The sequence below is a fragment of the Saccharospirillum impatiens DSM 12546 genome (assembly GCF_000423605.1).
GTDB lineage: Bacteria > Pseudomonadota > Gammaproteobacteria > Pseudomonadales > Natronospirillaceae > Saccharospirillum > Saccharospirillum impatiens.
This window is the reverse complement of sequence record NZ_AUIH01000029.1, coordinates 43,123-55,932: the sequence shown is the minus strand read 5'-3', so window position 1 is coordinate 55,932 and position 12,810 is coordinate 43,123. Positions and strand designations below refer to the sequence as shown.

Here is a 12,810-nt window from a genome sequence, read left to right as displayed (position 1 = left end):
GATTCTATGGTTCCGGTCGTCCAACTCAAAGTCGTGAAGCTGACGGAAGATGTCTTCGGTTTCATGACTTAACTGAATCGCTTTAGCCGAGGTTTCTTCCAGGTCTTTGTCGATGCGGGTAATGGAATCATGCAGGGCTGTAACGTCACTTGCTATCCCTCCTTTCGCCTCATCGAATAGTATCAGTGACTCGCTGACCGACTCCATCGCCTCACTGGCTTTTCGGGTGCTTTCAGCGGTGTTGTTGACGTCTTCACTGGCCTGGCTGATTTGAGCTGACATGGCGTTGGCAATATCGCTCAGGGTCGACATGGCCGCAACGGAGCTGACGCTGTCTGCAGAGACTCTGGAGAGCAGGGTTTCAATTCCTTTGGTGGCTTCACTGGTCTTGTTGGCCAGGTTGCGCACTTCATCGGCGACCACAGAAAAGCCGCGACCATATTCACCGGCTCGTGCTGCCTCGATCGCCGCGTTCAATGCAAGCAGATTAGTCTGGTCGGCCAACTGATTGATGGTGTGGGTTATGTGGCTGATGGAATCGGCTTTGTCTTTCAATTCGGTCAATACAGCGTTTGTGCTCTCCATTTGCGTCAGCAAGGCATCACGCTGACCTGCAATGTCGGTCAGTGCGGTGTCGATACGGCTCATGTCTTGTGTTGCTATTGAAACGTGTTCATGAGATTGGCTGACGTTTGACGACAGGTGGGCACCCGACGACTCAAGCACTTCTATGCGGTTGGCAACCTGTTGTGCGTGTTTAACCTGCATCGCCAGTGCACGGGCCAGTTTGTCTAGAAAGTTGGACAGTGTGGCACCACCGATTGCAATGCGCTGGGCCGCACCTGCTATGTGCGTCAGAGACTCAGAGTCTGTGCTTATCGGTTGATCATGAGTGTTTGCCTTGACCTGGTGGCCGCTCAGCCGACGGCGAACTTCATGGCTGGCAATGACCAGGAGTGAGACGGCTATGGCATATTGCCAGGATTCGAGGGGGGTGAAGAGCAACAGCCAGGCGAGGAGGCCCAGAAAGAGTCCGGAGAGTAGTGAAGGCAGCATCGATAATGGTCTTCTGTTGAGACGTTACTGCCTAAACTAGCATGCCAACCGGAAATGTCTATTCCACTAAGGTGGGGGGGTATTCGGGGGTAGACTCCCCGGGGAACATCCGTGTTCCCGGCACTGGCTGTTGAAAATCAGAGAATTTCAATGGCCTGCTAGACGTTGAAGCGAAAATGCATCACATCGCCGTCTTTAACAATGTATTCCTTACCTTCCAGGCGCCACTTGCCTGCTTCTTTTGCGCCAGCTTCGCCGTTGTAGGCCACAAAGTCATCGTAAGAGATGGTTTCTGAGCGGATAAAGCCTTTTTCAAAGTCGGTGTGAATAACACCGGCAGCCTGGGGAGCTGTAGCGCCCACTTTAACGGTCCAGGCGCGAACCTCTTTAACGCCCGCGGTAAAATAGGTCTGCAAGCCAAGCAGGGAGTAGGCTGCTCGAATAACCCGGTTCAAACCGGGTTCTTCCATACCCAGATCGGCCAGAAACTCGTTTTTTTCATCGTCTTCCAGTTCAGCGATTTCAGATTCGAGTTTATTGCAGATGGCTACGACCTCCGCATTCTCTTCTGCCGCTATTTCCCGAACGCGGTCCAGCATGGGATTATTCTCGAAGCCGTCTTCATCGACATTGGCGATATAGAGCGTGGGCTTGGTGGTCAGGAAAAAGAACGGCTTGAGGTCGCTTTTTTCATCATCGGTCAGCGTCACGCTTCGAATCGGACGCGCTTCGTTGAGTGCGGGCCGTACTTTTTCCAGTACGGCTACCTGACGGATGGCGTCCTTGTCCTGTCCCTTGGCCTTCTTTTGCAGCTTGAGCAACTGTTTTTCAAGCATGTCGAGGTCTGCCAGAGCCAGCTCGGTGTTGATGATCTCTATGTCTGACGCCGGATCGATTTTATTGGCGACGTGAATCACGTTGTCGTTTTCAAAACACCGGACAACATGGGCAATGGCGTCGGTTTCGCGGATGTTGGCCAGAAACTGGTTCCCCAGGCCTTCACCCTTAGAAGCACCCGCTACCAGGCCGGCAATATCCACGAATTCCATTGTGGTCGGGATGGTACGCTCTGGTTTAACGATCTCGACCAGCTTGTCCTGACGCGGATCCGGGACCGGAACAACACCGGTATTGGGCTCGATGGTGCAGAACGGGAAGTTTTCCGCGTCGATACCCGCCTGAGTCAGGGCGTTGAAGAGGGTGGATTTACCGACATTGGGTAGTCCGACGATGCCACATTTAATGCCCATGCTGAGGGTCTCCTGAAGGCAGAGATCAGTCTGCTTTGAATTGGTGTAATTGGTTCATGGCTTTTTGCCAGTGCCCGGCCACGAACAATGGCGTCTGGTCGACTGCTGCATCGAGGGCTCGGGCCAGGCTGATACGGTCGTCAGGATGTGCCTTTGACAATACGTAATTAACGACCTGACCTGCCGAACCGGGATGGCCGATGCCCAGGCGTAACCGATAGAAATTTCGATTGTTCGCCAGGCAGGCGATGATGTCCCGCAAGCCATTGTGACCACCGTGGCCGCCGCCTTGCTTGAGACGGGCTACGCCTGCAGGCAGGTCCAGTTCATCATGGGCGACCAGGATTCTTTCGACCGGAATCTTGTAGAACTGGGCGACGGCTGCAACACTTTGGCCGCTGCGGTTCATGAAGGCCATGGGTTTGAGCAGCCAGATGTCTGAGTCGGCGATGCGAACTTTTGTGATCAGTGCCTGGTACTTAGTGTCGAGCTTCCATTGGCCGCCGACTGATTCAGCCAGGGCATCAATATACTCGAAGCCGGCGTTGTGCCGGGTATGGTCGTACTGGGTTCCGGGGTTACCCAGCCCGACGATCATCTCAATGGGGTCATTCATGAGGGTGCCACTGTGCAACCTTGAAGATAAAAGCAGTTTGGAGAATGGCGTTCATTTTCCAAGCTGCCTGGGTGAACCTCAGGCTGCTGCATGGAAGTTGCAGTCAGCCTGAGCAAAAAAAGGGCCCAGAGGCCCTTTTAACAGTCCGAAGACGGCGCTTATTCTTCAGCGGCGTCTTCTTCTGCGTCATCTGCATCGTCAATGATGCCGGCAGGCTTGACGATGGATACGACGGGCGCGTCATGATCGGCGCCTTTGTTCAATTCAACCAGTTCGACACCCTTGGGTAACACAAGGTCACTCAGGTGAAGGACAGTGCCCAATTCAATCTTGGCCATGTCGACTTCGATGAACTCAGGCAGGTCACTGACTTTGCAGGTGATGTCAACGTCAGTGGCGCTGTGCTGGATCTTGCCACCTTGCAGTTTCACCGCTTTGCACTGGTCTTCGTTAGTGAAGTGCAACGGTACCTTTTTGTGGACCACGCTTGACTTGGTAACTCGCTCAAAGTCAGCGTGCAGCGGGTGACCCTTGGCAGGGTGGCGCTGAAGGTCCATCAAAATGGCCTGTTCTTCCTTGCCATCGATGTTGATGGTCAGGACGTGAGAAAAGAAGGCTTCGTTTTTCAGTGCCTTGACCAGTTCACGAGCTTCCAGTGTCAGGCTGGTCGGCTTGCGGTTTTTGGCGCCACCGTAAATGATGGCAGGTACTTTGCCTTCTTTACGCAGGCGGCGGCTCGCACCCTTTCCTGCAAGCTCACGCACTTCGGCGTTTAATGCAAAAGAATCGGACATGGTGTTTCTCCAAATATAGGTACCACAGACCGCGACCAGTCTGGGCGGTACCGTTTTTAAAAGTATCGGGTGACTCCCGATAGGCGAATTTAGCTGGGAAAAGTCGGTAAATGCTTCGAATTAACGGAACATTGCACTGATTGATTCCTCATTGCTAACACGGCGCATGGACTCAGCTAGAATCCCTGCCATAGAAAGCTGGCGGATATTAGCACAGTTTTTTGCCGCATCCGAGAGGGGAATCGTATCGGTCACCACCAATTCCAGATTTGAACCGGCGATACGCTCAACAGCGGGGCCACTGAGCACCGGGTGCACGGCGTAGGCGACCACTTTACGGGCCCCGTGTTTGACCAGTGCTTCTGCGGCCTGGCAAAGCGTGCCAGCGGTGTCGACCATGTCATCGACAATGACGCAGGTGCGATCCTTCACATCGCCGATGATGTGCATGATTTCGGCCTGATTGGCCTGAGGTCGACGTTTGTCGATGATGGCAAGGTCAGCCCCCAATTGCTTGGCAACCGCCCGGGCGCGCACAACGCCGCCCACGTCGGGTGATACTACAATTAAATCTTCAAAATCCTGACGCTGGATGTCGTCGAGTAAAATAGGCGAACCATAGATGTTGTCGACCGGAATGCTGAAGAACCCCTGAATCTGGTCAGCGTGCAAGTCAACAGTCAGAATGCGGTCGATGCCGACCACAGTGAGCATGTCTGCCACCACCTTGGCTGAAATGGGAACACGTGAGCTGCGCGGACGGCGGTCCTGGCGGGCGTAGCCAAAATACGGCATTACCGCCGTGATCCGACCTGCAGAAGCGCGGCGCAGGGCGTCCGCCAGTAAGATGACTTCCATTAGGTTGTCGTTGGTTGGTGCGCAGGTAGGTTGAATGATGAAAACGTCGGCACCCCGGACGTTCTCATTGATGTCAATGGCGGTTTCACCATCGCTGAACTGGGTAATGGTGGCGTCACCCATGGGAATGCAGAGACGCTCAACCACCTGGTTGGCGAGTTCGGGGTTGGCACTCCCCGTGAATACCATCATTTTTGACACTTCGAACCACCTTTGTTGGCGTTTACTTGAACGTACGACAGGTGGTTCTCGCAACCACCTGTCTGGAAACCGGTGTTGCGATCAGGCCTGTGTGGCCAGGGTTCGCTGCAAAGGCGACTGATTCACACCCTGGGCGATAAAGGCGCTGTAGCCGGGATATTGATCTCTAATGCTGCGTAGAATCTGTTGGGCTGCCATATCGCTTTGCGTCTTTATGAACATAGAGGATCCGCTCCCGCTGAGTCTGACTGTGTCGGCCGTGCCGTTGCTCAGTTCATTGAGCTCACGAAAGGCTCGGTCAATTGCGGGGTAGAGTGCTCTGACCAGCGGTTCGAAATCGTTGTGTCCTGCCCCGGCCAGTGCGGAGCGTATTGTGCTGACTGGGGTATGGCGTGTCAATTGAGGATGGCCGAACAATGTGGCCGTGCTGACGTGAATACTCGGGTTTACCACCACAAACCAGTGTTCAGGCATTTCAACGGGTGTTAGTACCTCGCCGATGCCTTCGGCCCAGGCGGAATGTCCGCGCACGAACACAGGGACATCGGCCCCCAGAGACAGGCCTATGCTCGCCAGCACATCGACCGAGAGGTTCAGCGACCAGAGGTGATTCAACCCCAAAAGAGCCGTCGCACAGTCAGAACTTCCACCACCCAGGCCACCACCGAATGGCAGACGTTTATCCAGATGCAGTCGGGCCCCTGATTGGCACTTGGTGTATGCCTGCAGAGCCCGGGCAGCACGCATCACGAGGTTATCCGCTGTGGCCAGTTCGGGGGTGGTGCAAGACAGTTCGATGTCCGGACCGGGGCGAGCCTCCAGTGTCAGAACGTCGCCGGAATCGAGCAGTTGAAACAGCGTTTGCAGGCTGTGATAACCATCCGGCCGGCGACCGACAATGTGAAGCATAAGGTTCAGTTTCGCGGGCGCGGGCAGGGTTAGCACCGGTCAGGCTCCTGTGTCGCATGAGTGGATTGGGGTCTGGATGACAAGCTTACCCGATTGTAGTGAGTCTGACTGCTCCGAAATGGGCTTGCACAGCGGCTGGATGTCGGTCGGTCTGACCGTATCCTCAGGGAATGGGTGGGCATGCACCCATATGCTGTGCAGCCATGGGTAAGGGCTGACCCAATCCCAGTTGGTCTCTGCTCTGAAAGCCACTATTTGCCTGGTTTCGGTGCATTGGCCCGGTGCTTGCTACCACCTTGGTGCGCCGAGCCAATAGCCGAAGTGAAACCGGATGTTTGCGCGCTCGAATAAGTCCAATAACGAACTACACTGGTGATCAGCCAGGTATTAACGACAACGACAACAACAAACTGGAGTTCTCTATGATGTCCAAACGCATGTTTGCCCTCGCAGCACTGTCTGTTTCTGTGATGACCGCTGGCGTAGCGATCGCTGAAGACCGGTCAGACTGGCCTTCTAATTTCACCGTTGGCACCGCTAGCCAGGGTGGTACTTATTTCGCATACGGCACTGGCTGGGCTAACTTTGTGGCTGAAAACCTCGGCGTCAGTGGTGGTTCGGAAATAACCGGTGGCCCCATGCAGAACATGGCGTTAGTCCATACTGGTGAAGTGGCATTTGGTTTGACCACCATGGGTCCTGCCCGCGAATCAATTGATGGTAACAGTCCACTGGCTCCGGGCTTGATGATGGACAACGTCTGTGCCATGTTTCCAATGTACCAAACACCGTTCTCCGTCACTGCATTGTCTGATTCCGGAATTGAGAGCATCAGTGATATCCCGGCGGGTGCTCGAATCGGATTTGGTCCGGCTGGTTCAACGTCAGATACATACTTCCCTGCCATGCTGGAGACGCTGGGCGTAGATTTCGAACGTCGAAATGGTGGCTGGAGCGACCTGGGTACCCAATTACAGGATGGTCTGCTTGACGTGATCGCGTTTGCCGCGGGTATTCCCATCCCGGCTGTCAGCCAGTTGGAAGTTCAGACAGATGTGAACATCATTGAATTTACTGAAGATGAAATGAACACTGTCATGGGCGCGTTCCCGGTGTCCGAGTTCAGTATTCCTGCCAGCACCTATACGACGCTTACCGAAAATGCGCGGGCCGTTTCAATGTGGAATTTCGCCATTGCAGACTGCACATTGCCGGAGAGCTTTGTCTATGAAGCAACCAAGCTGACCATGGAAAACAATGAGCAGATGGTATCTATTCACAACTCAGCCCGTAGCTCAATTCCAGCGAACTATGACAAAAACACGTTTATCCCGTTTCATCCGGGTGCAGCGCGCTGGTTTAATGAAAATGGCTACTCCATTGATGCGAGCCTGATCAAGTAATCATTCGGGCCTTTTAAAGCCTTTGTTCCAAAAAATAGGGTGGCCCCAGGGCCACCCGTTTGCCTGTTTGGGTATGGGTCAGACTTATGACAACTGAAAAAAATGCTCCCGAGTCGACAGACGTCGAATCCATCGAAGATGTGGTCGTAGCGGCAGGGGTTGATGACGAGCCGGTAGAGCCGAACCGCCGAATGTTTGCCGGTCCGACGCTTTGGCTGGTTATGGCGCTGTCGATTCTTTATTCGGCGTTTCACCTCTATACATTGAACATTGCTCCGCTGGAAACCTGGGCATTTCGTATTCTTCACGTCTGCGGTGCTTCTATTCTTGGGTTTATCCTGTTTTCCGGTGCCCGCTTTACCGATGACAGTAAAAGTGAGCAGGGTCCGACATGGACAACCTGGGCGGGTGTCGCACTCCTGCTTCCTGCATTTTATATCCTGATTCAAACAGCCATCATGCAAAATATTCTGTCGGGCGGCGCTTTGCGCTTACCGGTTGAGATGGAAGTTTGGCGCTTTGGTTGGCCGCTACTGACTGTTACCGGCCTGGGCATCGTATTGAGCTGGTTGCATCGCCGTAACCGGGGCGTGTTCTCAATTCCTGATTTGGTATTGGTGGTGTGTTCAATGTCGGTGGCCAGTTACCTGGTGATCGTGTTCAACACGTCCATCCGTATGAGCACTGGCACATCTTTCGCTCCGGTTGGTATTTCCTTTGCGGCAGTTGCCGGAACAGCGTTGATTTTTGAGTTGACGCGACGCGTTGCCGGTTATGCGCTGGTGATCATCTCCCTGGTGTTCCTTGGCTATGTTTTCTTTGGGCCCTATCTACCAGGCTTCCTGGGTTACCCGGGGCTGAGCGTACAGCGCTTCTTCAGCCAGGTGTACACCGACGCCGGTGTGCTCGGGCCAACGACAGCCGTGTCATCTACTTACATAATATTGTTTATTATTTTTGCTGCCTTTCTGCAGGCATCCAAAGTCGGTGATTATTTCGTGAACTTTGCGTTTGCCATGGCCGGTCGGGCTCGTGGCGGCCCTGCAAAGGTCGCAATTTTTGCATCAGGTCTGATGGGTATGATCAACGGCACCAGTGCCGGTAACGTTGTTTCTACCGGTTCGCTGACCATTCCACTGATGAAGAAAGTGGGGTACAACAAAACCTCAGCCGGTGCGGTTGAAGCAGCCGCCTCCACCGGTGGGCAGATTATGCCTCCTATTATGGGTGCCGGTGCCTTCATTATGGCTGAAATAACCGGTATTCCTTATACGGAAATCGCGATAGCGGCCATCATTCCCGCCATTCTCTATTTTGCCTCGGTCTATTTTATGGTGGACCTGGAAGCCGCCAGAACCGGTATGCGTGGCATGCGTGATGATGAATTGCCCTCACTGCGTCGCATGGTGCGCCAGGTGTACTTGTTTATTCCCATCATCATTTTGATCGGGGCCCTGTTTATGGGGTATTCGGTGATCCGTGCCGGTACTCTGGCAACCGTTTCTGCTGCGGTAGTGAGCTGGATATCGCCCAACAAGATGGGGATCAGATCGATTCTGAAGGCACTGGAAATCGCGGCCTATATGTCGATCCAGATCATCATCGTGTGTGCCTGTGCCGGTATCATTGTTGCGGTCATTTCGCTGACAGGTGTGGGTGCACGGTTTAGCTCTTTGCTGTTAGGCGTGGCCGAAGCGAGCCAGTTGCTGGCGTTGTTTTTTGCCATGTGCATTTCAATTTTACTGGGCATGGGCATGCCAACAACCGCTGCTTATGCAGTTGCCGCTTCAGTCGTCGCCCCCGGCCTGGTACAAATGGGCATACCGCCATTAACCGCGCACTTTTTTGTGTTCTATTTTGCGGTTGTGTCGGCGATTACTCCGCCTGTAGCGCTGGCTTCCTACGCCGCGGCGGCTATTTCCGGGGCAAAAGCCATGGCGACGTCTGTGGCGTCTTTCAAAATGGGCCTGGCCGCGTTTATCGTGCCATTTATGTTCTTCTATAACAGTGCTTTGTTGATGGATGCCGAGCCCCTGGCCATTGTTCGCGCGCTGATTACAGCCATTGTGGGTGTTTATCTGCTGTCGTCCGGTGTGCAGGCCTGGTTCCTGCGGTACGCAGCGCCATGGTATTTGCGAATACTGTTGATCGTGGCGGCCTTTCTGATGATCGAAGGTGGTATCTATACTGACCTGGCGGGCATCGCAGCGGGCGCCATTGCGTACTTTGTACAAAAGTTGATCAATGGTCGTCTGGTTCAAGCTCAGTCCTGAAGCCGTACTGGTTAACGCGATCTGACGCAAAACCCGTAAGCCGCTACCGGCTTGCGGGTTTTTCAGTTTTTACGCTCGGAATTGCGTTTGGTGACGCGTCGTTCGTGGTCACTGGTGGGCTTTAAATCGGGTAGAATCAGCATACTGCTAATAATGTCAGTTGGCAGTTCCAGGAATTGAATTGGGAACCGAGCATGAAATACCGTACCTGGGGCCTGTTGTTGTTTGTTCTGACCTGCCTGGTGTCATGGCTGCTCGGCTCCTGGATGGGGTATCGGCAGGTTGAACGGGAAAGTCTGGATGAATCTTTCCGTTATTCCCAACTGGTTGCCAATGAACTGAACCGGTACCGGCCCATTCCAGAGCTTATGGCGCAGCATCCGGTGATGCTGGATGTGTTGCGTGAGCCCGATAACCCCGATCTGGTGCTGGCTGCGAATGAAGAAATGAAGCGCATGGCGACCATTGTCGCCAGTTCAGATGTCTACCTGATGAACACCAGCGGGCTGACCATCGCTGCCAATAACTATGAATTGCCGACCAGTTTCATCGGCCGGAATTTCAGCTTTCGCCCTTATTTCTTTGAGGCTATGGAGCGCAACAGTGCAGCGCTTTACTATGCTCTTGGCATTACGACTAACGAACGCGGCTTGTATTTTTCGCATACAGTCACATCGGATCAGGATCCCACCCGTCCGCTGGGCGTGATCGCGGTTAAGATTCAGGTCAACGAACTGGAGTCACAGTGGCGCCGGCCTGAATCGTTCTCTGTGGCGGAAATGGTGGTGCTGGATCTGGATGGAGTCAGCTTTTTAGCCAGTCGCCCGAATTGGCTCTACCGCGCATTTGAGCCCATCCCCGATAAGCGACTGGCCGATATTCGGGCTCAGCGCCGTTACTTCAATGAACCGTTGACGCCGATTTCCAAGGTTGAACGCGGGCGTCCCTGGGGGTTGGGCGAACAGTCGGTTCGGGTAGCCATCAATACTGGCGATAGGCAGCAGGAATACCTCAGCGTTGACACGCCGTTGCCACAATTGGACTGGACACTGCGGGTATTGATCGGCACCGATCAGGTCCTCTGGACTCAGGTGCAATTTTTGATTGCCGGGACCCTGGTTTATCTGGGCTGTTTTCTAACCTGGCTGTATCTGCGTGAGCGCTACCGGCGTGAGGCCGAGCTGGCAGAGCGAGGGGTGCAACTGGAGCATCGGGTCGCTGAACGAACGGCCGACCTTGAATCTTCAAATCGGCAACTTAAGGCTGAAATACATGAGCGTGAACGTGCCGAAAAGGAACTGAAAGAAACCCAGCAAGAGCTGATTCAGGCCGCCAAACTGGCGGTGTTGGGCCAGATGTCGGCCGGACTCAATCACGAAATGAATCAACCTTTGACCGCCATTCAGGCTTACGCGCGCAACAGTCGGCGGTTTCTGGAGCGCGGAGATTCAGAGACGGTGCAAGCTAACCTGGGCGAAATAGTGGGCTTATGTGACAAAATGGCCGAGCTGACCCGACAGTTCAAAGTGTTTGCTCGCAAGTCGGAAGGCCCGCCATCGACGGTAGATTTGCGTCTGGCCATCGATGCGGCACTGAAGATCATTCAGGCTCAGGATCACAGCGCCAGCGTTCAGATCGACTGGCAGCGGCCTGACCACCCCGCCTATGTCCACGGTGATTTGATTCGTATCGAACAAGTGCTGGTGAACCTGGTGGCCAATGCATTGCACGCTGTCGAGTCAAGCGAGCAGCCGACCGTGTCGGTACAGCTGGTTGAAAAGTCCGGTCAGTGGCTGTGTCGCGTATTGGATAATGGGCCGGGTTTGCCGGCCAATACCGAGCAGCTATTCGAGCCGTTTTTCACCACTAAATCGCTAAAACAGGGCTTGGGACTGGGGTTGTCCATATCCCGCCAAATTGTCGATGCGCTGGGTGGGCAACTGACCGGGCGAAACCGGACAGATGCCCGGGGGGCTGAATTTATCGTAGAGCTGAATCGAAGGGAGACATCGGAATGACTGCAATCGATGTAATGTTTATTGACGATGAGTCAGCGCTGCGGCAAGTCATGTTGCAGACATTGGCACTGGAGGAGTTAACGGCTCGCGGGTACCCGGATGGGGCGTCGGCACTGGCCGAACTCAAACCGGATTTTGAAGGCGTGGTGTTATGTGATTACCACATGCCCGGGTTGGATGGTTTGGGTGTCCTGACTCGGGTACGGGCTATTGATGAAACAATCCCCGTCATTATGCTGACCGGTCAGGGAGACATCAGCACCGCAGTGACAGCGATGCAACAGGGAGCCTATGACTTTATTGAAAAGCCGTTCAACCACGATGAATTGATCGAGTTGCTTAAACGTGCGATTGAAAAGCGACAGCTGGCGCTGGAAAACCGCATGCTTAAAGCCCAGCTTCGGCAGTTTGTCCGCCCGGGTCCGCGTTTGCTGGGAGGGGAATCGGCCAGCATGAAACGGGTTATGTCGATGCTCGACAGCCTGGCTGAAACCTCGGCGGATATTCTGTTGCACGGCGAAACCGGCGCTGGCAAAGATGCCATTGCCCGGTACATTCATGAGACCAGCCCGCGCAGTCAGCATAACTTCGTGGCGATCAATTGCGGGGCTGTGCCTGAGAATCTGATAGAAAGCGAATTGTTCGGCCACGAATCCGGTGCCTTTACCGGCGCAGACAAGAAGCGGATTGGCAAATTCGAGCACGCTCACAAAGGCACCATTTTTCTGGACGAACTGGAAAGCATGCCTTTGCCGTTACAGGTAAAGCTATTGCGAGTTCTGGAAGAGCGCAAGGTTGAGCGACTTGGCAGCAACACCAGCATTGAAGTTGATGTTCGCATCATCGCGGCGACCAAAACCGATTTGAAAACCCTGAGCGAGCGTGGCGACTTTCGAGAGGACCTCTATTACCGCCTGAATGTTATTCAAATAGACATTCCGCCGTTGCGTGAACGCAAGGAAGACATTCCGATGCTGTTCCATCACTTCGCGTTGATTGCCGCTGCGCGGTACGATCGGGAGAGTATACCGCTCAATACACAGCAGGTTGGGCAGCTTTTGCGCCACAGCTGGCCGGGTAATGTGCGCGAATTACGCAACCGGGCCGAACGATACGTGTTGATGGGCCCGAGTGCTCTGGAAGATGCCCAGGGCAACGATTCAACCGATGTATCGGGCCGGCAAACGCTGGTCGAGGTGGTCGATGCCTTTGAGCGCTCTGTGCTGGAGAGTGCATTGCAAGCTTGCCAGGGGAGTATTAAGGACACCATGGTGCACTTGGGGCTGGCGCGCAAAACACTTTACGACAAGATGAAAAAACACGGCCTCGACAAGGCCCGTTTCAAAGATGACGGTGGCGCTGAGTAGGGTAAGTTGCAGCTTGCTCAGTCAATCCGGCACTTAACGCCCGGATACTGTGTGATTGCAGTCTG

General features: G+C 54.1%; 10 protein-coding genes. 4 read left to right on the top strand and 6 right to left on the bottom strand.

The window, feature by feature from the left end; all coding sequences use genetic code 11:
* From G565_RS24295 to ispE, 6 genes are all read right to left on the bottom strand, one after another.
* A partial coding sequence (locus G565_RS24295; protein ID WP_051207962.1) for a methyl-accepting chemotaxis protein occupies positions 1–1,056 on the bottom strand: 1,056 nt, incomplete at its 3' end.
* A gap of 158 nt (positions 1,057–1,214) precedes the next feature.
* A complete protein-coding gene (gene ychF / locus G565_RS0114560) occupies positions 1,215–2,306 on the bottom strand; it encodes a redox-regulated ATPase YchF (RefSeq protein ID WP_028671560.1) in 1,092 nt (363 codons plus the stop codon).
* Between the two features lie 25 nt (positions 2,307–2,331).
* Positions 2,332–2,922: an aminoacyl-tRNA hydrolase gene (gene pth / locus G565_RS0114555; RefSeq protein ID WP_028671559.1), complete on the bottom strand. Its 591-nt coding sequence runs from the start codon at positions 2,920–2,922 to the stop codon at positions 2,332–2,334.
* A gap of 158 nt (positions 2,923–3,080) precedes the next feature.
* Entirely contained in the window at positions 3,081–3,716 is a 636-nt protein-coding gene (locus G565_RS0114550) for a 50S ribosomal protein L25/general stress protein Ctc (RefSeq protein ID WP_028671558.1), read from the bottom strand.
* Between the two features lie 120 nt (positions 3,717–3,836).
* Positions 3,837–4,763: a ribose-phosphate pyrophosphokinase gene (locus G565_RS0114545; protein ID WP_425413979.1), complete on the bottom strand. Its 927-nt coding sequence runs from the start codon at positions 4,761–4,763 to the stop codon at positions 3,837–3,839.
* 93 nt (positions 4,764–4,856) lie between these two features.
* Positions 4,857–5,720: a 4-(cytidine 5'-diphospho)-2-C-methyl-D-erythritol kinase gene (ispE, locus tag G565_RS0114540; protein ID WP_028671556.1), complete on the bottom strand. Its 864-nt coding sequence runs from the start codon at positions 5,718–5,720 to the stop codon at positions 4,857–4,859.
* Between the two features lie 389 nt (positions 5,721–6,109).
* On the opposite strand from ispE, the gene G565_RS0114535 reads away from it, so the two are divergent.
* The 4 genes from G565_RS0114535 to G565_RS0114520 all read left to right on the top strand — a co-directional run bounded on the left by G565_RS0114535 (position 6,110) and on the right by G565_RS0114520 (position 12,745).
* Entirely contained in the window at positions 6,110–7,087 is a 978-nt protein-coding gene (locus G565_RS0114535) for a TAXI family TRAP transporter solute-binding subunit (protein ID WP_425413978.1), read from the top strand.
* A gap of 86 nt (positions 7,088–7,173) precedes the next feature.
* Entirely contained in the window at positions 7,174–9,360 is a 2,187-nt protein-coding gene (locus tag G565_RS24290; protein ID WP_037339442.1) for a TRAP transporter permease, read from the top strand.
* A gap of 194 nt (positions 9,361–9,554) precedes the next feature.
* Entirely contained in the window at positions 9,555–11,378 is a 1,824-nt protein-coding gene (locus G565_RS0114525; RefSeq protein WP_028671554.1) for a sensor histidine kinase, read from the top strand.
* Positions 11,375–12,745 (top strand): sigma-54-dependent transcriptional regulator, encoded by a 1,371-nt coding sequence (locus G565_RS0114520; RefSeq protein ID WP_028671553.1) that lies wholly within the window; start codon positions 11,375–11,377, stop codon positions 12,743–12,745. The genes G565_RS0114525 and G565_RS0114520 overlap by 4 nt, the downstream gene beginning before the upstream one ends.
* Positions 12,746–12,810: the final 65 nt, after the last annotated feature.